A 20,611-nucleotide genomic window follows, 5' to 3' on the forward strand; every position below is an offset into this window, starting at 1 on the left:
CAGGCACCTTCCGTGCATTGTCGGTGTTCATGGCACGCAGCAAGTCGATGGCATCGAGCACGTCCTTGGCGGCAGGTGCCGCGCGCAGCTTAAGCACGGCCAGGAATTCCGGCGCATAACGGCGCAAAGTAGCGTAGCTTTCGCCGATGCGGTGCAGGAAATCGAACCCCTCAGGCTGTGCGAGCATTTGCGCCTCGCTGACGCTGGCGGCAAACGTCTCCCAAGGGAGCACGGACTCGATGGCCACGAAAGGATCGCCGCCGCTCTGCTTGGCATCGAGCAAGGCTTGGCCAATCCGTCCGTACAGGCGTACCTTGTCGTTGATCGCCTTGCCCGAATTTTGGAACTGCTGCTGATGCTTGTTCTTTGCGGCATTGAACAACTTTCCGACGATTCGATCGTGCAGGTCAACGATTTCGTCGGTGACAGTGGCCATGCCCTCGATTGCCAGCGCTACCAGCGTGGCATAGCGCCGCTGCGACTCGAACTTGGCCAAGTCCGCAGGTGTCATCTGACTACCCTCGCGGGCGATTTTGAGCAGGCGGTTCTGATGTACCTGCCGATCAATGCCGGCAGGCAGGTCGAGCGCTTGCAAAGTTTTGAGACGCTGGATGTGTTCCAGCATGTGACGCGAGTTTGGTTTGGCAGGCGACTGGCGCAGCCAGGCTAGCCATGTCATCCTGCTACCGTCTTTGCGTTTTAGAAGATCGGCCAATCGCTTACAGTGAACGTCCGACAAGGGATCGGTTAGAACCGCGTAGATGCGCCGGTTGGCACGCGTGATGGCCTCGGCGCATAAGCGTTCGACGACGTCCAATGCCGGGATGATCACGTGCTGTCTGCGCAGAATATCCAGCGCGTGCCCCGCAAGCACAAAACCCTTGTCGGTTTGTAAAGCGATTTCAGTTAGAGCATGCACAGTTCGCCGAAAATGGCCCAGACCGAACGGCATCAATCCGAGGTAAGTACGCAGTTCGAGCAAATGTTCGCGCCGGGTTTCTTCTCGCTGGGCGTACTGCGGCCACGATGCCGGGTCGATGCGCAGTTGTGTAGCGGCCCACAGTAATAGCGACGACGGCACCGCCGCATCGGCCGCCAACCCTTGGCCCGGGTAACGAAGCAAGCAGAGCTGGATGGCGAAGCCTAGGCGATTCGGATTGCCCCGTCGCTGCCCGATCAACGATCGATCGGCTTCGCTGAAGGTGTAATACCGGATCAGTCCATCTTCTGTGTCCGGCCCGGTAAGTAAGTTATCGCGTTCCGTGACCGACAGGATAGAGCGGCGCGGCATGAGAGATCCCTGCAAGAGAGACTGTGGTGTTCATCACATGCCCAGTTCCCGCTGATGAGGTACCGGGATCTAGGTACTCCCCGACTTTAAACGCAAGGCCGCTCTAATTCCGGTCAATTCGCACGTGATTGCTTGGCCCTAGGCTATTCAGCGCGCTGTTAGGGGGCACTCTATGCCCATAAATTGCGCGGCCTGCGACGGTCACTTGCCGCCCACATCGAAAAAAACGCTGCCTTCTTTAAAAGAGGCAGCAAGGGTCAGTGACCATGACCGGGTTCGACCATTTTGAACGGTAGGGTCTCTGTGCGTTCGGCTAATTCCAGCCCAAGCTCGGCATCAAATTCGTGCGGCTCCTCAGGCGCGCTAGTACTCTGAAACGCGCCGTCCGGGCCGATTGGCGCGAGTGACAGCACTTCTCGCCGCCCGCCCGTGCGTTTGATGCTTACTGTGGGCTGAAGACCATTTAGTTGTCGAGACATTACGAGGTGCATGCGTTCACCGTCCGGCGTATCAACAATCTGCAAAACCCCGTTCCCGAAAACGCTAGAGAACCTGAACGGGTCGGGCGCGTGATGGTGACCGTGCGCAGCGGAATGCGTTTCAGCACGTGCGGTGGAAGACCCAAACGTAATCGTAGCGGTCCTGAGCGCGGGTAGATGATCAAGCAGCTCTTCGCGGAGCGAGTCAGCCACATGCCGTGCGTCGCTCAACGATGCCGTGTCGCCTACGTCGATATCCACGTCAGCATGGAGCCGGTGCCCAATCCATCGAGCACGTGTTTCGAGAATCTTTTTTACCCCCGGCACATGTTCAGCAGCGTGCCGAATTTCGTCGACGACGCTCGGCTCGACGCCATCCAGCATGCGGGTGAGCACAGATTTCGAGGATTGCCAGACGATGCCAAAGATAGCAATCGTTATCAACAAGCCGATGATAGGGTCCGCAAGAGGAAATCCCAGCCACACGCCCACTGCGCCTAGAACAACCGCGAGGCTTGTCAGGCCGTCCGTGCGCGCGTGATACCCGTCTGCGATGAGCGCGGCGCTTTCAATTTCTCTTCCGACACGGATGCGAAAGACTGCAACCACCTCATTGCCGATGAAGCCGATAACGCCAGCAATCCCCACCCAAAGCAACTGCGTAATTGGCTGAGGATGGATCAAGCGATTAATCGCCTCATACCCGGCTACGATCGCGCTAAAGAGGATGATAAGCACAATCAGGATGCCAGCCAGGTCCTCGACCCGCCCGTAGCCATATGTGAATGTTTTGCTCGGCTTTCGACGGGCAAGCACAAACGCTATCCAAAGTGGAATGGCAGTCGTCGCATCACCAACGTTGTGAATCGTATCGGCCAACAGTGCAACGGAGCCGGTGGTCACTACTACTGCAATCTGCAGCACCGACGTGATGGCGAGAATCACAAACGACCACTTGATTGCCCAGATGCCCCTGTCAGTCGTGGCAATGGTCGCATCAATGACACCGTGTGTGTGTCCATGTGAACCGCCGCTGTGGTCGTGGGCGCCGTTTTTATGACCCGCATGTGCGCTCTGGTCGCCGAAACCGAGCCAATCCAAAATCTTCGCCATCTTGTCCTCAAAGGTATTTAGTGATTTCTTTGAATTCTTTCAACGCTTGCCTGGACGCTTCAGGGCTCGAATCAATCTGCGTTTCGAGGCAGTGATCGATATGGTCGTGAATGAGTGTTTTCTTGGCCGCCGTGATCGATTTTTCGATCGCGTGAAGTTGCTGAGCCAAGTCGGCGCAAGGTCTTCCCTGTTCGATCATCGCAATCGTGCTACGCAAATGTCCTTCGGCCCGCTTCAAGCGCAGGATGATGTCTGGATGTGTTAAATGAGCCATGAGCTTTCCAATTCACTGTTCGCCGCTATGGTATCCCCATGGAGGGGATATAGGAAGTACCATGCGGGATGATTTGCCAGGCGCCGCGTCCAGCGCTCCCCGGTAGTTTCAGGAGTTCTCCATGAAGAAGGCTATTATTATTGCCGCCTTGCTTTCGAGTGCTGCCGTAGCAGTGGCCTTCATTGCCGTCTATGCAACTGCAATTCTTAATGCGGATTGACCTTAACCGCCTCCTCGCAGACACCGGCCGAGCGCCGGCTGCGCACATAAGGCGAGAACTTAATGTCGCGTAACTTGTGATCCTGCGGCTCGACCGGCGTAGATTGAGTTACGCGTCGTCACCGTGGGGGGCGCGCCGACTCAGTGAGCGAGATGCAGACGATACTTTTGGTGGATGACGACCGCAGCATTCTGATCGCATGGGCGCGTCTGTTGAAACTCGACGGCTACCTTGTCGAGATAGCCAACGACGGAAAAACTGGACTTGACGCCGCCATGCGACTACACCCCAGCGTCGTGGTCACCGATCGATCTATGCCCGGAATGGACGGTATCGAGCTTTGCCGTCGGATCAGATACGAGCCAAAGTTGGCAAAGGTTTCTCTGGTTCTTTCCAGCGCCGACGACGACATTGCGTTCGGCACGCCCATTTGGGATGAGTTCTGGCGAAAGCCCGTACCGGCCGAAACTATGCTCTGGTCAATGCGGCGTCTCGTAGCTATGTCGCATAAATTGTAAAACCCGCGACAGCTTTCGGATGCACCGATTGACGGGGCGTAGTGCCAAGTGTGCAGGCGGCTCCTGACAGTCAAATATCTAAAGTCATCTGCACAAATCTCGACTATGCTTAATACTCGTGTGCACTAAAGCGAGATATAGGTATGGAGTCAGACACATCACCAATTGTCGAGCAAGGCGTGGCCACCTTATCCGAAGAGGCATGGGCACAGGCCCGGCACCGAACGGAAGTCATCGGGCCACTGGTTGCGCTTGAGGTGGTCGGGCATGAAGCCGCCGACGCCGCTGCTCAAGCGCTTGGCCTGTCCAGGCGGCAGGTGTATGTTCTGATCCGGCGGGGCCGGCAAGGCGCAGGGCTTGTAACAGACCTGGCTCGCGGCCGATCCGACGGCGGGAAAGGCAAGGGACGTCTGCCGGAGCCGGTCGAGCGCATCATCCGCGAGTTACTGCAAAAGCGCTTTCTGACCAAGCAGAAGCGTAGCCTGGCGGCGTTCCACCGTGAGGTCGCGCAGGCTTGCAAAGCGCAAAAGCTGCAGGTGCCGACGCGCAACACTGTGGCGTTGCGGATCGCCGGCCTCGATCCGCGCGAGGCAACTCTTCGCCGGGAAGGCCAGGATGCGTCCCGCAGCCTGCAAGGTGTCGGCGGCGTGCCTCCCGCTATGACCGCGCCGCTGAAGCAGGTGCAGATCGACCACACGGTTATCGACCTGATCGTAGTGGACGAGCGCGACCGGCAACCGATTGGCCGTCCTTATCTCACCATCGCCATCGATGTGTTCACCCGTTGTGTGGTCGGCACGGTGGTCACGTTGGAAGCGCCGTCCGCCGTCTCCGTCGGCCTGTGCCTTGCGCACGCCGCCTGCGACAAGCGCCCATGGCTGGAGGGGATGGACGTGGAAATAGACTGGCCAATGAGCGGCAAGCCCATGCTGCTCTACCTGGACAATGCGGCCGAATTCAAGAGCGAGGCGCTGCGCCGTGGCTGCGAGCAGCATGGCATCCAGTTGGAATATCGTCCGCTCAGGCAGCCGCACTACGGCGGCATCGTGGAGAGGATCATCGGCACGGCGATGCAAATGATCCACGACGAATTGCCGGGAACGACCTTCTCCAATCCCGGCCAGCGCGGGGAGTACGCCTCCGAGAAGATGGCTTCCCTGACGCTGCGAGAGTTGGAGCGCTGGCTCGCATTAGCGGTCGGCACCTATCACGGCTCCGTGCACAGCGGCCTGCTTCAGCCGCCGGCCGCGCGTTGGGCCGAGGCCGTGGCGCGTGCCAGCGTTCCGTCCGTTGTCACCCGCGCCACGGCTTTCCTGGTCGATTTCCTGCCAATTATTCGCCGCACCCTGACCCGCACCGGCTTCGTCATCGACCACATCCACTACTACGCCGACGCGGTCAAGCCGTGGATCGCACGGCGCGACCGCTTGCCCGCTTTCATGATCCGGCGCGACCCGCGCGACATCAGCCGCATCTGGGTGCTGGAACCGGAGGGGCAACACTACCTAGAAATCCCCTACCGTACCTTGTCGCACCCGGCTGTCACTCTCTGGGAACAACGGCAGGCGCTTGCGAAACTGCGACAGCAGGGGCGCGATCAGGTGGATGAGGCGGCGCTGTTCCGCATGATCGGTCAGATGCGCGAAATCGTGACCACCGCACAGAAGGCCACGCGCAAGGCGCGGCGTGATGCGGATCGCCGCCAGCACCTCAAGGCGTCAGCACCGCTTGTCAGACCTGCACCGCCGGACGCGAATATGGCTGACCCGCAAGCAGACAACCTGCCGCCGGCGAAACCGTTTGACCAAATCGAGGAGTGGTAGCTGTGGACGAATATCCCATCATCGACTTGTCCCACCTGCTGCCAGCGGCGCAGGGATTGGCTCGGTTGCCGGCGGAGGAACGCATCCAGCGTATCCGCGCCGACCGCTGGATCGGCTATTCACGCGCGGTCGAGGCGTTGAACCGGCTGGAAACCCTGTATGCATGGCCAAACAAGCAACGCATGCCCAACCTGCTGCTGATCGGCCCGACCAACAACGGCAAGTCGATGATCATCGAGAAGTTCCGCCGCGCACATCCGGCCAGCTCTGAGGCCGATCAGGAACACATGTCGGTGCTGGTTGTGCAGATGCCGTCCGAGCCGTCGGTGATCCGCTTCTATGTCGCAGTGCTCGCGGCGATGGGTGCGCCATTGCGTCCACGCCCACGGCTACCGGAAATGGAGCAACTGGCACTGGCGTTGCTGCGTAAGGTCGGCGTGCGCATGCTAGTGATCGATGAGCTGCACAACGTCCTGGCCGGCAACAGCGTCGACCGTCGGGAATTCCTCAACCTGCTGCGCTTCCTCGGCAACGAGCTGCGCATCCCGCTAGTCGGGGTCGGCACGCGCGACGCCTACCTGGCGATCCGCTCGGACGATCAGTTGGAAAACCGGTTCGAGCCGATGATGCTGCCGGTGTGGGAGGTCAACGATGATTGCTGCTCATTGTTGGCCAGCTTCGCGGCATCGCTCCCGCTGCGGCGTCCGTCCCAGATTGCCACGCCGGACATGGCTCGCTACTTGCTTACGCGCTGCGAGGGCACCATCGGCGAACTGGCGCACCTACTGATGGCGACGGCCATCGCCGCCGTGGAGAGCGGCGAAGAAGCGATCAACCACCGCACGCTCAGCATGGCCAACTACACCGGCCCCAGTGAGCGGCGACGCCAGTTCGAGCGGGAACTGATGTGAATCCGGCACCACGCTGGCCGCTCCATCCAGCACCCAAGGAAGGCGAAGCCTTGTCCTCGTGGCTCAATCGTGTCGCCGTCTGCTATCAGATGGACATGATCGACCTGTTGGAACACGATCTCGGTCACGGTCAGGTCGATGACCTGGACACCGCACCGCCGCTGTCGCTACTGACGGCGCTTTCCCGGCGAAGCGGCATCGAGCTGGATCGGCTGCGCGGCATGAGTTTCGCAGGCTGGGTGCCGTGGCTGTTGGACAGCCTCGACGATTCGGTGCCGTCCGTCCTGGAAACCTATACGTTCCAGTTTTCGGTGCTGCTGCCAAGGCGCAACCGCAAGACCAGATCGATCACGCGCTGGCGCGCGTGGATACCCAGCCAGCCGAGTCGCCGGGCGTGCCCGATCTGTTTGAACGATCCCGCGAGCCAGGCTGTGCTGCTCGCATGGAAGCTACCGTTGATGCTGAGCTGCCCGCTGCATGGCTGCTGGTTGGAATTCTATTGGGGCGTGCCAGGGCGGTTGCTCGGTTGGGAGAACATCGATGCTGCCCCGCGCACGGCCAGCGACGCGATTGCGGCGATGGACCGCCGCACCTGGCAGGCGTTGACAACGGGGTATGTGGAGCTGCCGTGCCGACGCATCCATGCCGGCGTCTGGTTTCGATTGCTTCGCACGCTTCTTGATGAGCTGAACACTCCACTTTCGCATTGCGGGGCACATGCGGGATATATCCGGCACGTCTGGGAATGCTGCGGTCATCCGCTGCGTGCCGGGCAAAGCCTATGGCGTCCTTATGAAATTCTGAACCCGGTAGTGCAGTTACCGATGCTGGAGGCGGCGGCCACCGCCATCGCCCTTATCGAATCGAAGGTGTTGAGTCCGCCCGGGGAGCAAGCAGCGCTGTTCGTGTCAGAGCCACAAGCCGGGTTCACCAACGGTCTGCCGATGGATAAGCGAAAGCAAGAACCTATCAACCACTGGCAGGAGGCGATCAAAGTGATCAACGAAGCCGTCGCCGAGGCGCGGCACAACCCCGAGACGGCTCGCTCGCTGTTCGCGCTGGCATCCTTTGGACGACGCGACCCCGAATCACTGGAACGCTTGCGCGTCACCTTTGCCAAGGAAGGTATCCCCTCGGAATTTCTGTCACGTTATGTGCCTGATGAACCCTTTACATGCCTTAGTATGAATGACGGGTTAAGTGACAACTTTTGACGTTCGGAACTTTCTGGTTCACACTGTCACATAATCGAACGTATATGTGACAGGTGGAAAATGCTGATTGGCTACATGCGAGTATCTAAAGCGGATGGATCCCAAACCACGGACCTGCAGCGCGATGCGCTTCTTGAAGCTGGTGTTGATCAGGCGCAGTTGTACGAAGATCAGGCATCCGGCAAGCGCGAAGACCGGCCGGGCCTTGCTGCCTGCCTCAAGGCGCTGCGCGAGGGCGATACATTAATGGTGTGGAAGCTGGACAGATTAGGGCGGAATTTGCGTCACTTGATCAACACGGTCCATGATCTGACAGCGCGGGGAGTCGGCCTCAAGGTGTTAACCGGCCAGGGTGCAGCCATTGACACGACAAGCGCTGCCGGGAAATTGGTTTTTGGCATCTTCGCAGCGCTGGCAGAATTCGAACGAGAGCTGATCTCGGAGCGCACCGTAGCCGGCTTGGCTTCAGCACGAGCACGTGGGAGGAAAGGTGGGCGGCCGTTCAAAATGACTGCAGCCAAGCTTCGGCTGGCAATGGCGTCCATGGGTCAGCCTGAAACTAAGGTGGGCGACCTTTGCGCTGAGATGAACATCACACGGCAGACGCTGTACCGGCATGTATCCCCCAAGGGAGAACTAAGGCCAGATGGCTTAAAACTGCTTACCAGAATCTGAGAGAGTTGACCGTCTCGAATCGGCCAAAAGCAGACAGTTCTTGCCCAGTACGGAAGTTAAACGCATAACGTTAAATTACTGTTTTATGGGGAATCGATGGAAATTAGACGGTTCAGAATTGGGGACGAGGGCGCGTTATTTCAGGTCTTTCTATCGGCTGTCCATGACATCGCATCACGTGACTACACCGCTGCACAAATAGAGGCTTGGGCACCGACAGACATCGCCCCAGAAGTGTGGGTTAGCCGCATGAGGGAATTACGACCGTTTGTCGTTGAAGCCGAAGGTGAAATTGCTGGATACGCTGACATTCAGCCCAACGGATACATCGATCATTTCTTTGTGTCGGAGGCCTATCCGCGACGAGGTGTCGGTACCTTGCTAATGAGTCGTGTCCATGACGAAGCCAAGCTACTGGGGATTAGCGAACTCACGGCGGATGTAAGCAAGACCGCTGAACCATTCTTTCTACGCCACGGTTTTCAAGTGGTGGAGCGAGGATTTCCTATTCGGCGGGGCGTGACACTGCAAAATGCACTGATGCGAAAAGACTTACATCACAGGACATGATATGTGGCCTGCTCTGGAGGAGCTTTGCTCTGCTTCCATTACAGTCCGATTATGATTCCCGCCGCGATGATTGCCAGGACAAGGGCCGAAATCGCCGTGTAAGCATAGTCACGCTCGCGCAGAAAGATACCCAACATCAGTGCCACGCGCGCCACCGGCAAAAGAATGAATAGCGCCACACCGGCTTTCACGATGTCGTAGCCGCTAAAACCCAGGTTTAGCTGACCCTCGAACGGCTGGAGGGCATCCAAGGTCATGCCAGCAGTAATAACAGCCGAGGCAAGCCAGGTGCCATACCAAAGCAATGCAGCGATGATCTGTTCACGGCGTTCGAAATTGTCGGTTCTAGACCTCATGCCGAGCCTCCTGGAATATGCACGCCCAAAGCGCTCAGAAGCATTTGAATGGCGAGTAGGACCAGGACAATGACAAAGAAGATACGCAGCTTGTCGGCGGGAAGCCCCATCAGCAAGCGCGCTCCCAGTAGCGCCCCGACAACGGAGCCCAAGGCGACGGGGCCAGCAATGCCGATATCAATGTCTCCCCGCACGAAGTAGGCCCCAGCGCTCGCCGCCGCCGTCACGCCGATCATGAAATTCGATGTGGCGGATGAAACCTTGATAGGCAGCCGCAAGGCAGTGTCCATCGCCGGGATTTTGAGTGCACCGGAGCCGATGCCGAGCAGCGCCGAGATCAGGCCCGCGCCGTACATCAACGATAGGCCGAGCGGCACGCGACCGACTTGATACGGCACGTCTCGGTCTAGGACACGGTCGGGAAAACTCGAATGCAGGCGCAGCACCGTACCCCAGCTCTTCACATTGGGCGCACTGGTATCAATCACCTCACGACGGCGAGCAAGCATCTGTTTTGCCGAGACGACCAGAATGACGGCAAACAAGCCATAGAGAAAGGACGTTGAGGCAATACCGATCAGGAGCACACCGGTTACCGCCCCAAGCGTGGTGGCCGTCTCTAGAACGATAGCGAGCCGGATGTTGGTCAAGCGCCCTTTCAAGAATGGCGCTGCACTGCCACACGAACAAGCGATGACCGAGACGATGCTCGCACCGATGGCCACGTGAATATCCACGCCAAATAGCAGCGTAAGAATCGGCACAATAAAGATGCCGCTTGCCATGCCCAGCACACCACCCAAGGCGCTCGCGCCGAAGGCGGCCACGAATAGCCAAAGAATCATTGAGTTTTCCATTGCAGCGATTCCCGGTCACGTTCGCGTGCGCACACGTCGGGACAATCGCGTGGAAAACCGGATCAGATCGCCACGGTAGTAGAGCTTTTCGTAATCGACCGGCCGATGCCCCTCGGTGTAGGAGGTGCGCTCGATAAGGAAAATCGGACTTCCGACCTCGATCCCTAATGCTTGAGCGACGTGCTCATTTGCTGTAGCCGCTTCGAGTTGATACTGGGCTTCGACCAAAGGCAACTCGTACTTGTTTTCCAGCAGGTCAAAGATCGGCTCTGCCTCCAGATCGTTGCTCGCGACCTTCTCGCCAATATCGAGCGGCAAATAGGTTTCGTCGAACGACATGGCCACGCCATCAGCCAAGCGCACGCGCTCGATGCGGTAGACCTGTGCGCCGAGTGTGACGCCTAAGTGCTGCGCGACCTCTTTTGTGGCGGGCATAGGTCGTTTGTCCAAGAGCCGAGCGGTAGGGTGGCGGCCAAGCGTTACCATGTCTTCCACGAATCCGCTTAACTCGTTCAATTCTTGGGTGAGCTTCGGCTCAGTGACGAAAGTGCCCTTGCCGCGTCGGATCTCGACCAAGCCGCGGGCCACTAAATTTTCAATCGCTTTTCGCACTGTTGTCCGACTGACCTCAAAGCGCTCTACTAGGCTATTTTCAGAGGGAAGTTGGCTACCACAAGGCAGCACAGCCGTAGCAATGTCTGCGGCGAGCGCTATCTCGACTTTCGTGTAAAGGGGAGAGTTTCCAAATTCGGTGACCATCCACGCATCGTAACATAATGACATCATGATGTCAATTGAGATGATGCCTGGTAAACGATCGATTAGGTTCGGACTTTTCAAGCCATCAAGAATAGGCCTACACGGTGTCAGTGCGATCCGAGGACTGCCGAAACATCAGAATAGTTACTACTACTGATCAAAAAGTAGCGACAAATGACCGCGTTAGTCGGAACGACCACTCGTTCAGTTTTGACCCCGCGCCTCGCCACCCGACCCCAATCGGAACATTTACGCTCGTGGTGCACTCCGCTTCTGAATTTTGTGCAGTCGCCTTCTGAAAATGACATCGGACGCCTGTCGCATAAGGCTTTTGCGTGTCGCTTATCTTTGTCGCGAGTGATAGAATTTCTGCGACATATATTGCGACAGGTACAACATGGTCAAGCCAAGGCCAGGACCTCGCCCAGCAACGAGGCACGTTACGCGAAGCCGGTTGCACACGGATTTTCGAAGAAAAGGTCAGTGGCGCGAAACGCGACAGGCCAGAGCTTGGCCGTCTGCTTGAGCATCTCCGCGCCGGCGACGTGGTGACGGTCACGCGCCTTGATCGGTTGGCCCGGTCTACGCGCGACCTGCTGGACATCGCGGAACGTATCAAGGATGTCGGGGCGGGTCTGCGATCGCTCGCTGAACCGTGGGCTGACACAACCACTCCGGCCGGTCGCATGGTTCTCACCGTGTTCGCCGGTATGGCGGATTTCGAGCGCTCCCTGATCGTGGAACGTACCAGCGCCGGACGGGTTGCGGCGAAAGCGCGCGGCGTGCGCTTTGGCCCAACTCCAACACTTGACGCTGGACGTATCGTCCACGCGCGCCAGCTTATCGAGCAAGACGGCAAGCCTGTAGCCGAGGTTGCCCGACTGCTTGGTGTCCATCGCGCCACGCTTTATCGTGCGCTAGCACGATGACGCGCAGGCATTGACCGGACGAGCGATCAGCCGCGCCGGCCACTGTTAGCGTACGATTTTCTCCGAATTCTGAGGCGACCCCTCCGACCTGGCCGCGGCTGGCAGGCCGTCCCGCGTCCGTGCTGCCGGGCTTGCGCTTTTCAATATCGTAGCGTATCATATCAATCATATCGTACCGTATCATATCGGAAAGGAGCCGCAGCATGGGACGCGAAGCCACCATCACCCCCGAGCAGGTCCACGCGGTCGCCGACGCCATCAAGGCCGAAGGCAGCAAACCCACGCTGCGCGCCGTGCGCGAGCGGCTGGGGCAGGGCAGCATGGGCACCATCGCCAAGCTGTTGCAGCAGTGGAAGGTCGGCCAGGAACGCCAGGCCGCTGCCGAGCTGGTCTTACCCCCGGCCTTGCAGCGCGCGGTCCTGGACTTCATGGCCGCCGAGCTGTCGGCCACCCGCGCCCCGCTCGAAGCCGAACTGGCCGAGCAGCAGCAGACCGCCGCCGACCTTGCCGCGGAGAACGAGCGCCAGGCCGACACCATCACCGAGCAAGGCGAAGCCCTGGACGCCCTGGCGGCCGAGAAGGCCGCCGCCGAGGGCAAGGCCGGGCAACTGGCCGCCGACCTGATTGGTGCGAAGGAAGAAGCCGTGCACGAGCGCCAGGCCGCCGAGGCGGCCCGCACCGAGCTGGCGAAGGCCACCCTTCGCCTTGAGGCCATGCCCCGGCTGGAAGCCGACCTGGCCGCGATCCGCGCCGAGCTGGCGAAAGAGCGCCAAGGGCGCATCGAGGCCGAGCAGCAGGCGGCCGTGCTGACCGCGCAGAAAGCCGACCTGGAAGGCCGGCTGGTGGACGCCAAGAAGGAAGCAGAGCGCACCGCCGCGCAGTTGCAGCGGGCGCAGGAACGCGCCGAGCAGCAGGCCGAGGCCCTGGCCGACGCCCGCGTGACGATCCAGACCGCGCAGGCCCGCGCCGAGGACCTGGCCGGCCAGGTGGAGCAGGCCCGCAAGGATGCCAAGGCCGCCGGCGAGGAAGCCGCGATCCTGCGCGGTCAGATCGCAGCGCAGGGCGAGCGGCCGGCGAGCGCCACGGCCCCGAAAAGCAAAACGCCCAAGGCATGAGTTGCTTAGCTTGATGTAACTACAAAACGAGACTACAATAAAGCCGCGATGGAACTTGAATGGGACGCCGACAAAGCGGCACGAAACATGGAAAAGCACGGCGTTTCCTTCGAGGATGCCGGGCTTGTTTTTTACGACGCTGGGCGGATTGAGGCCTACGACGGACGCGAGGACTACGGGGAAGATCGATGGGCCACGATTGGGCTTGCTTACTCGGCTGTCCTGTATGTGGTCTACACCGTTCGACACGAGGACGCCATCCGTCTTCTCTCTGCGAGGAAAGCCAATGCCGACGAAAGAAAGCAATATCGTGAAGCGAACTCTTGACCTGAAAAAGCCGCCCGTCTTGAGCGCCGAGCAGAAGGCCCGGCTAGATGCTGTGGCTTCGATGCCGGATGAGCAGATCGACTACAGCGACGCGCCGAGCCTGCCTGCTGCTGTCTGGCTGAAGGCAGCAGCGGAGTTGCCCCACATCAAGCAGCAAATCACGCTGCGCATTGATGCTGAAGTGCTGGAATTTTTCAAGCACACGGGCAAGCGGTATCAGTCCCGTATCAATGCCGTGTTGCGCTCCTACGTTGACGCGCACAAGGCGCACGCGAAATGAACGACGGGGCTTGACGGGCACCGGGCCGATCAATACCCCCTCGGAATCACCAGCGCGACTTTGCCGCCATTGGTGGTCCAGCCACCGAGCGGGGTCGGATTGCCGCTGCTGTCCTGGCCTTGGTTGCCGCTGACCTCGAAGCACAGTCGCCCGTCGCACGTCGACCACCGCACGCGGCCGCCGCGCTTGTCCAGTGCGGCCACAGTGGCCTGCTCCTGCGCGATGGTGGCCTGTAGCTGCACCTGCTGGGCCAGCAGGCCGCTGACCTCGTGCCGTTCCCAGCCGACCAAGCCCCACGCGGCCAGGCCGACGATCAAGGTCAGGGCCAGAGCCAGGACCACGGCCTTTGCGCCAAACCACCGGCCAGCGGCGGCCATGCGGGCGTTGGCCGCCTCGACCGTCCGCGTCAACGACTGCTGCGCCCTGTTCAACGGATCGACCTGGCGCGCGATGATGTCCGCCGCCGTGGCTTGAAGCGTGCGCGTGAGCTGTTCCGTCAGCTGCGCGGTCATCTTCACCGCTTGCGCTTCCAGGCTTTGCCGACCGTCCGCCGCCGTTTTCCGCAGCCCCGCGCCGATCTCGGCCGCCGCCTTCTCGACCTCGGACAGCTCCGCATCCTTGGCGGCATGGATGGCCTTCATGGCCTGGCGGATTGCGTGATCCGACCCTTCCTTGACCGCCGCGCCCAGATCCTCGATGGCGTGCTGGATTGCCAGCAGGCCGTGCTGGCTGATGGCGAACGGAATCCACTCGGGCGATTCGAAATCGAGGCCGTAGGCCGCCGCCGCCGCATAGATCGCTTTCTTGTCCTCGTCGGGCAGCTGGCCCATGAGTTTGTCGAATGCCTGCTTGCTCATTTCCCCGCTCCCAGGCCGATCTTGTCCGCGACCTTATCCAGCTGCGCATCGGTATCCTTCATCCACCGGATGAGGCGCGACCGCTGCGCCCGCGACAACGGCGAACCATCGGCCGCCGCATCGGCGAAGCGCATCATGCGGTCATCAATGGCGACCATGACGCCGGCCTGCAGCTTCGGCAGGTCGATTTCCTCGCCGCCGTAGTCCGGCAGCATGGCGCGGCCCCGGCTGGGCGGGTTGCCGTTGCCGTCACCGAACCACATGTAGAAATCCTCATCGTCGCCGAACCAGCGATTCACGACCGCGACGTAATCGGCGCTCTTGCCCGCCAGATCGACCATTTGCTGCACCGTGCGCGTGCTCGACTGGAAGGGCGACAGAACATTGACCATCGTCGGCCTGTAGCCCGACCGCTGCAGCTCATCGAAGAAGCCTACTTCGGCGTCGAATTTCGCCAGCGCCGTGATCGACGCCGCCGGCATATCGACCAGGACCACCGGCAGGTCATAGTCCAGCATCGCCAGCAGCTTGTCGCGCTCTTTTTCCTCGCCCGTGACGCGCATCGTCATGACGCCATCACCGGCATTTTGCGTGGCCGGATTGCCGTCCTCATCCAGCTTGCAATAGTGCTGGTAAAGCTGACCCACTTCGCCATCTCCATCGACCAGAAGCGCCTTGATGCCATCGCGCGCATACCTGTCCGCAATGGCCCGCGTCATCGTTGACTTGCCGGTGCCGCCCTTGTCCGTCAGTACCATCACAAATCGTTTCATCGCATACCACGCTTGCTTGCCGCTGGTGTCAGCGTAGTTTCCGTCTCATCGCGCAGCACCTGCCGTTCCTCTGGCGTGACCGTTCGCCGCGCTTGCGGCGCGGCACTGTTTCCGCCTTCATACTCGACCTTTTTTGCGGCCTTTGCTGGTCGCTTCTTGGTCGATTGCCGCATAGCGGCCTTGAGCGTCGTTAGTCCGATGTCCACGCCGCCTTGTTTGAACGACTGCACGATTTCTTCAATCGTGTAGCCCTTCTCTTGCGCGGTTCTAATCTCGGCCTTCAGCGATGTGATGATGTCTTTCGCAGCCAGTCCCTTGTCCGCCTTCGGCTTCTCCGGGAGACTGGCGATGATCGATGCCACATCGTCACGTGCTTTCATTGTGAATGTCTTTGGTTTTCCTGCCATTATGTTTGTCCTCATGATTGACGTGATGCCGACCTTACGGCACCGAGTGCAACTGTATGCCCCGGTTTTGCCCTTGTCAATAATCGCCGCACGTGGTAAACATGTATGAACTGCCTGTGATAGTTGAGTATGGGACAGGGTAGGGGATGTAATACCGCCGCTGACGCGACAGTATTCCACCGGCCCGCGCCACTCGTTGCACTCGTTATGCTGGCCTTCCCTCCCTGCTCAGGGCTTCGCCCCGAGACCCCAACCCCGCGCTGCCACCGGCAGCGCCTGGCCTTCGGCCCCAAGTGAAATCCGAACAGAGGACCGCCGCAGATGAGCAACAGCGACAGCCGCAAGCGCACCCTGGCGCTTGCCGTGCGCGTCACGCCAGAAGAGGCGGACGCCATCATGGAGAAGGCGCGCGACGCGGGCGCAACCGTGTCCGAGTTCCTGCGCGCCTGCGCGCTCGGACGCAAGACACGCAACACCGTCGATAGTCAGGTCATCAACGAGCTGCGCCGGCTCGGCGGCCTGCAGAAACACCTGTTCCTTGAGGGCGGCGGCGCGAACTCCTACGAGCACGCCGCCATCCTCATCGAGATCAAGAAGGCCGTGGCGAGGATTGCGACGTGATCCCCAAGGTCGTGCCGCACCGTGGCGACGGTAATAGCAGCTGGCGGCAGGCCGTCGAATACGTCAGCCGGCACTCGCCCGAGCGCGAGGCCGAGCTAGACCGCGAGGCGGGCGACATCGACCGCACCGCCGCCGAGCTGGCGCGCGACATCGAGCTGGCCGGCCGCTACGACGACGAGGCGGCGCTATCGCACCCGAGCCGCGACGCCACCCTGCGTGCGGCCTACGATGCCGAGCTGTCCGCCGATGGTCCGCCGCCGTCCAAGGCGCGCACCTTGAGCCAAGCACCCACCCTTGGGCGCGTGGGCGTGCTTCGCTTGGAAGGACAGGAAGAGGAACACGCCAAGGTCAAGGATGAGGCCGAATATGGGCGCGATCCGTCGCGGCCTACGATGTTCACGAACTGCCTTTCCGTGCGCACGGCGCACGCGGAAATGAAGGCGGTATCAGACATGTGCAGCCGGGCGAAAGACCCGGTTTATCACACGCTGCTGTCCTGGCGGCCGGGCGAGCGGCCGAGCGATGCGCAGATGTTCGAGGCCGGCCATGCCTCGATGAAGGCCGTAGGGATGGAGGGGCACCAGTACGTTTTCGCGGTCCACCGCGACACCGGAAACGACCACTTGCACATGCTCATCAACCGGGTGAATCCCGAGACGTACAAGGCCGTCTATCCGTCGCGCGACTTCTACAAGCTCGACCGTGTTTGCCGCGAGGTCGAACTCGCCCAGGGCTGGGAGCACGACAAGGGCCAGTATGCGGTCATCGACCGCGACGGCCAGAAGGCCATCGTTCGGGCGAGCAAGGAAACCCGGATGCAGGAGAAGCGCCCGACCAAGGCGCGCGACATGGAGGAAGTCGGCGGTCAGGAAAGCCTGTTCAGCTATGCGCGAGGCGAGCCGCGCCAGGCCGTCGCGGCGCTGCTGAAAGACCCGCGCACCAGCTGGCAGGACCTGCACGGCGAGCTTGCCAAGCATGGGCTTGAGCTGCGCGAGAAGGGCCAGGGCCTGGCGATCTACGACAAGACCCACCCGGAGCGCACGCCGATCAAGGCGAGCGACATGCACGAGGGGCTGGGCCGTGGCAAGCTGGTCAAGCGGCTGGGCGAGTACCAGCCGCCGATCCGTGCCATTCAGATCGAGCAGCCGGCCCGCAGCTACGACAAGCACCGAGAACCGGCGCGCGATCCGAGCCGGCGCGACCAGGCGCGGGAGGAACGCGCGCAGGCTAGAGCGCGCCTGCGGCAGCAGTACGACGAATGGCTGTCCGAGCAGACCAAGGCCCGGCAGCAGAGCCGCGCGGCCTTGCGCACCGGCGACCGAGCGCGCTTCACCGACCTGGCCGCGCACCACAAGGCGCGGCGCGAGCAAATCCGGCGAACCGACATGCCCGCGCCGATGCGCAAGGCGCTGTACAGCGTGGCCGCGATGGAGGCCCTGCAGGCGCGCGAGCAGCTGCGCGCCGAGCTGGACGACAAGAGGAAGGCCGAGCGGGCCGACCGGCCGCAGAATTTCCGCGAGTGGACGGGCGACCGCGCCCAGGAAGGCGACCAGGCCGCCATCAGCCAGCTGCGCGGCTGGGCCTACGCCGACCGACGCCGCGCGAAGGAGCTGGAAAAGGCCGAGCAGGAGAACGCCAAGAAGGACGGCATCACCATCGAGGCCCCGGCCGGCCGGCAGGAGCCGCTATCGCCGCGCCGCCTGGCGATGCTCGACCAGCTGGGCTACCAGGTGGATCGCCGCACGGGCGACGTGCATTACCAGGCCAAGGAACGGCACGTGTTCACCGACTCGGGGCGGCGCATCACGTTCAGCGCCGCCGGCGCCACCGACCGCGAGGCCCTGGCCGCCGGGCTGGCCCTGGCGCGGCAGAAGTTCGGCCAGACCCTCACACTGACCGGCAGCGAGCAATTCAAGGATGAGGCCATCCGCGTCACGGTTGAAAAGCGTCTGGACGTGCGCCTGGCCGATCCGGCACTGGAAGCTCGAAGGAAGGTCCTGGAAGCCGCCCGCGACGTTGCCAAGCCCCACCCCAGGGAGCGTGCCCAGGAACGCAACCAAGTCCCGGACAAGGGCCGCGGCGGGCAGGAGCGATAGCCGCGGATTACCGCTTCAGCAAGGTAACAAGCTGCTGCACGTTGAGGCCGCCGCCGACCAAGCTCGCGCGCATTGGCTCGAAGGCCGTAATCATGCGGCGATAGCGTCCCTCGGTCTGGCAGTGCGAGTTCAAATCGCGTCCTTTGAATCGGCTGAACCGACCCATCTTGTTGACCAGGAAGCCGGCGATGCTCATCTGGCCGCATTCGTTATTGCCATCAAACCCGTGGAATTTCACATCGGTGGCCCACTCGTCCACCTCGGCCGCGATGGCCGCTTTCTGCTCAGAATTAAGTCGTTCGTAGGCCTCCTCGATGAAGGACCACATGTCGAGAACGTCAACGACATAGGACACGTCTCGCGGGTTGTCTACGTGGTCGTGGAAGACCCCTTGCATATCCCATTTCGGTGCCCAGTAGTGGCCTCCGTAGATGACTTGAGCTAGGAAGTCGGGGTTCGACTCCGGGTCCTTGATCTTCAGTGCTTTGAATAGGTCGCCCATCATCAATATGAGCATCTTTTCCCCGTCGCTGAAGTGCACGGCGCGGCTCGAACCAGCCGACAGGCCCAGGTTGACTAGCCTGCGCACAGCTTCCGCTCGCGTTGGCTGGTCCGGTTGCTCGCTCGCCCACTCATCAACCCGCGCAAGTTGCTCTTCGTCGATCCGAAGCTCAAAGCGTTCCGATTTTGCTGCCATACCGTACCTCTTTCAGTTATGTACGTACACATGTCCGATATTGTACGTCATACATACGTACTGCAACAAGTCGATCCGTAAGCGCGAGCTGTGTCCAGGAAACGGTCGTTTGAGGGACAGGGCAGTGGCGCTTAACGACAAGACGCCGGAAGGTATTGCGCAGGCACCGCCGTGGCGGGAGTTGTGCCGCCTGGGGCATTGGTGCAGCGCCAAGTGATCGAATTCGCTCCGGCGACGCCGGAGAGATAAAACGTCTTGCCCTGGATGGCGGAGTTTGCTTTGCCGCCGTAGGTCACGGTGACGAGCACACCGCTGCCGGGATTGCTCACGTTCAGGCTCGACACGTAGTTGCCGGAAATCGAACCGGGCGAGGGCAGATGGATGGAGCCATTATTCGCCGGAAAGCGGCCATTCTGGGCGTAGAAATCCCAGACGCCGATCCGCGCCCCATCCATCAGGCTTAGCCCTTCGGTGACTTGGGCGCGAATGGTATAGGTCTGATATGCCGGAATCGCAATCGCCGCGAGAATGCCGATGATGGCGACCACGATCATCAGTTCAATCAGGGTGAAACCGCGATGGCTGCGCATGGGGCCTCCGGGTGAAAAAAACCCGCCTTGCGGCGGGTTTTGTGGTGAAGAAGGGGGAGTAGGAAGCTAGATCTGTCCCCGTTTTTGCGTTACGGAGCCGTACTAGTGCAGGAAGATGGCAGATACTTTTGTTTAATAGTAGATGAATTGCAACTCCACTGAATCGAGCCTTTGTTTGTAATGGCTGACAAATTCAGAGTTCCAGTACTAATCACAGAATTTGATTTGGTGCCACCGTATGTGGCCGTGATCAAACCAGCGGCAGTGGTATCAACTTTGGAAACATAGTTCCCTTTAATATCAGTGTCTGTAGCAATACCACCCTGCCCATTAGTTGGGAAAGTGCCGTTGTTGGAGTAGTATTCTGTCATAGGTGTTTTAAGGCCATCCATCAAAGAAAGGCCTTCCGAAACCTGCGCCCTGATAACATAATCCTGATACGCCGGAATCGCGATGGCCGCCAAAATACCGATAATCGCCACGACGATCATCAATTCGATCAGCGTGAAACCTTGTTGCAGTTGCTTTTTCATCTGGAACTCCTGAGAGTGGAAGTGCTGTAAATCAAGAACGGTAGGGTAAAAAAATCCGCAGCCGGGGCGAAACAAGGTCTGGAGATGCTGCATGCCCCAGACTGCGGTGGACTGACATCACCCCCCGATGGGCAGGAGAGATAGAGCACATGCCGTGCCAAGCCGATTTCGTGAAAAACCGCACAAATGAGGCGAGCCGCGCGGGGTGAACGGGCGGCCTGTCGCGGCATTTGGGCGACAAAACTTTAGGGTGTCGGGAAATTTTGCCGACATGGCTCAGGCGGTGTCGGCCCAATGGCCCGACATGGCGGAGAAAACCGGCGACG

Annotated in this window: 24 protein-coding genes; 12 read left to right on the forward strand and 12 right to left on the reverse strand. The window is 60.5% G+C overall.

Features of this window, described 5'->3' with window-relative positions; translation table 11 throughout:
• From B7X30_RS13455 to B7X30_RS13465, 3 genes are all read right to left on the reverse strand, one after another.
• Positions 1-1,291 (reverse strand): DUF4158 domain-containing protein (locus B7X30_RS13455; RefSeq protein WP_286731179.1); only part of this gene is annotated, 1,291 nt, incomplete at its 3' end.
• Between the two features lie 257 nt (positions 1,292-1,548).
• The gene (locus B7X30_RS13460; protein ID WP_286731182.1) at positions 1,549-2,883 is read right to left on the reverse strand and encodes a cation diffusion facilitator family transporter; all 1,335 of its coding nucleotides are present in this window, start codon (positions 2,881-2,883) and stop codon (positions 1,549-1,551) included.
• 7 nt (positions 2,884-2,890) lie between these two features.
• A complete protein-coding gene (locus B7X30_RS13465; RefSeq protein ID WP_286731185.1) occupies positions 2,891-3,157 on the reverse strand; it encodes a metal-sensing transcriptional repressor in 267 nt (88 codons plus the stop codon).
• Between the two features lie 372 nt (positions 3,158-3,529).
• On the opposite strand from B7X30_RS13465, the gene B7X30_RS13470 reads away from it, so the two are divergent.
• From B7X30_RS13470 to B7X30_RS13495, 6 genes are all read left to right on the forward strand, one after another.
• Positions 3,530-3,895 (forward strand): response regulator, encoded by a 366-nt coding sequence (locus tag B7X30_RS13470; protein ID WP_286731188.1) that lies wholly within the window; start codon positions 3,530-3,532, stop codon positions 3,893-3,895.
• Positions 3,896-4,074: 179 nt separating this feature from the next.
• On the forward strand, positions 4,075-5,718 hold the full coding sequence (locus tag B7X30_RS13475) for a TnsB C-terminal domain-containing protein (protein WP_436968296.1): 1,644 nt from the start codon (positions 4,075-4,077) through the stop codon (positions 5,716-5,718).
• A gap of 2 nt (positions 5,719-5,720) precedes the next feature.
• A complete protein-coding gene (locus tag B7X30_RS13480) occupies positions 5,721-6,629 on the forward strand; it encodes a TniB family NTP-binding protein (protein WP_217124598.1) in 909 nt (302 codons plus the stop codon).
• The gene (locus B7X30_RS13485; protein WP_217124597.1) at positions 6,626-7,843 is read left to right on the forward strand and encodes a TniQ family protein; all 1,218 of its coding nucleotides are present in this window, start codon (positions 6,626-6,628) and stop codon (positions 7,841-7,843) included. The genes B7X30_RS13480 and B7X30_RS13485 overlap by 4 nt, the downstream gene beginning before the upstream one ends.
• 60 nt (positions 7,844-7,903) lie before the next feature.
• The gene (locus B7X30_RS13490; RefSeq protein ID WP_217124596.1) at positions 7,904-8,518 is read left to right on the forward strand and encodes a recombinase family protein; all 615 of its coding nucleotides are present in this window, start codon (positions 7,904-7,906) and stop codon (positions 8,516-8,518) included.
• Between the two features lie 96 nt (positions 8,519-8,614).
• Positions 8,615-9,088: a GNAT family N-acetyltransferase gene (locus B7X30_RS13495; RefSeq protein ID WP_217124595.1), complete on the forward strand. Its 474-nt coding sequence runs from the start codon at positions 8,615-8,617 to the stop codon at positions 9,086-9,088.
• Positions 9,089-9,126: 38 nt separating this feature from the next.
• On the opposite strand, the gene B7X30_RS13500 is transcribed toward B7X30_RS13495, so the two are convergent.
• From B7X30_RS13500 to B7X30_RS13510, 3 genes are read right to left on the reverse strand one after another with little or no spacing between them, the layout of a single operon-like run.
• Entirely contained in the window at positions 9,127-9,444 is a 318-nt protein-coding gene (locus B7X30_RS13500) for a DUF1634 domain-containing protein (RefSeq protein ID WP_217124594.1), read from the reverse strand.
• Positions 9,441-10,301, reverse strand: coding sequence for a sulfite exporter TauE/SafE family protein (locus tag B7X30_RS13505; RefSeq protein WP_217124593.1), 861 nt, complete (start codon positions 10,299-10,301; stop codon positions 9,441-9,443). The genes B7X30_RS13500 and B7X30_RS13505 overlap by 4 nt, the downstream gene beginning before the upstream one ends.
• 15 nt (positions 10,302-10,316) lie before the next feature.
• Complete coding sequence (locus B7X30_RS13510; protein ID WP_286731195.1) at positions 10,317-11,060, reverse strand: GntR family transcriptional regulator; 744 nt, start codon at positions 11,058-11,060, stop codon at positions 10,317-10,319.
• 335 nt (positions 11,061-11,395) lie between these two features.
• Between B7X30_RS13510 and B7X30_RS13515 the strand changes: the two genes are divergently transcribed.
• The 4 genes from B7X30_RS13515 (at position 11,396) to B7X30_RS13530 (ending at position 13,711) form a co-directional block, all read left to right on the forward strand.
• Entirely contained in the window at positions 11,396-11,989 is a 594-nt protein-coding gene (locus tag B7X30_RS13515) for a recombinase family protein (RefSeq protein WP_286731197.1), read from the forward strand.
• Between the two features lie 203 nt (positions 11,990-12,192).
• Positions 12,193-13,104, forward strand: coding sequence for a DNA-binding protein (locus tag B7X30_RS13520; protein ID WP_286731199.1), 912 nt, complete (start codon positions 12,193-12,195; stop codon positions 13,102-13,104).
• Positions 13,105-13,152: 48 nt separating this feature from the next.
• Positions 13,153-13,431: a BrnT family toxin gene (locus B7X30_RS13525; RefSeq protein WP_013124592.1), complete on the forward strand. Its 279-nt coding sequence runs from the start codon at positions 13,153-13,155 to the stop codon at positions 13,429-13,431.
• Positions 13,391-13,711 (forward strand): BrnA antitoxin family protein, encoded by a 321-nt coding sequence (locus tag B7X30_RS13530; RefSeq protein ID WP_013124593.1) that lies wholly within the window; start codon positions 13,391-13,393, stop codon positions 13,709-13,711. The genes B7X30_RS13525 and B7X30_RS13530 overlap by 41 nt, the downstream gene beginning before the upstream one ends.
• Before the next feature lie 29 nt (positions 13,712-13,740).
• Here the strand turns inward: B7X30_RS13530 and B7X30_RS13535 are convergent, their stop codons facing one another.
• From B7X30_RS13535 to B7X30_RS13545, 3 genes are read right to left on the reverse strand one after another with little or no spacing between them, the layout of a single operon-like run.
• Positions 13,741-14,568, reverse strand: a complete 828-nt coding sequence (locus tag B7X30_RS13535) for a hypothetical protein (RefSeq protein ID WP_013124594.1) — start codon at positions 14,566-14,568, stop codon at positions 13,741-13,743.
• A complete protein-coding gene (locus B7X30_RS13540) occupies positions 14,565-15,326 on the reverse strand; it encodes a cobalamin biosynthesis protein CobQ (RefSeq protein WP_286731204.1) in 762 nt (253 codons plus the stop codon). The genes B7X30_RS13535 and B7X30_RS13540 overlap by 4 nt, the downstream gene beginning before the upstream one ends.
• An 11-nt stretch (positions 15,327-15,337) precedes the next feature.
• On the reverse strand, positions 15,338-15,721 hold the full coding sequence (locus tag B7X30_RS13545) for a hypothetical protein (protein WP_049774731.1): 384 nt from the start codon (positions 15,719-15,721) through the stop codon (positions 15,338-15,340).
• Positions 15,722-16,069: 348 nt separating this feature from the next.
• Here B7X30_RS13545 and mobA point away from each other — a divergent pair, with 348 nt between their 5' ends.
• Positions 16,070-16,369 carry a plasmid mobilization protein MobA gene (mobA, locus tag B7X30_RS13550; RefSeq protein ID WP_013124597.1) on the forward strand — a complete coding sequence of 100 codons (300 nt, stop codon included), beginning with the start codon at positions 16,070-16,072 and terminating at the stop codon, positions 16,367-16,369.
• Complete coding sequence (traI, locus tag B7X30_RS13555) at positions 16,366-18,465, forward strand: TraI/MobA(P) family conjugative relaxase (protein ID WP_013124598.1); 2,100 nt, start codon at positions 16,366-16,368, stop codon at positions 18,463-18,465. Before mobA ends, traI begins: the two co-directional genes overlap by 4 nt.
• Before the next feature lie 7 nt (positions 18,466-18,472).
• On the opposite strand, the gene B7X30_RS13560 is transcribed toward traI, so the two are convergent.
• The 3 genes from B7X30_RS13560 to B7X30_RS13570 form a co-directional block, all read right to left on the reverse strand.
• Entirely contained in the window at positions 18,473-19,162 is a 690-nt protein-coding gene (locus B7X30_RS13560; protein WP_013124599.1) for a YfbU family protein, read from the reverse strand.
• A gap of 131 nt (positions 19,163-19,293) precedes the next feature.
• Positions 19,294-19,752, reverse strand: a complete 459-nt coding sequence (locus B7X30_RS13565; protein ID WP_286731211.1) for a pilin — start codon at positions 19,750-19,752, stop codon at positions 19,294-19,296.
• Between the two features lie 89 nt (positions 19,753-19,841).
• Positions 19,842-20,378 carry a pilin gene (locus tag B7X30_RS13570; protein WP_502694445.1) on the reverse strand — a complete coding sequence of 179 codons (537 nt, stop codon included), beginning with the start codon at positions 20,376-20,378 and terminating at the stop codon, positions 19,842-19,844.
• Positions 20,379-20,611 lie beyond the last annotated feature (233 nt).

Source organism: Thiomonas sp. 13-64-67, assembly GCF_002282795.1.
GTDB classification, from domain to species: domain Bacteria; phylum Pseudomonadota; class Gammaproteobacteria; order Burkholderiales; family Burkholderiaceae_C; genus Thiomonas; species Thiomonas arsenitoxydans.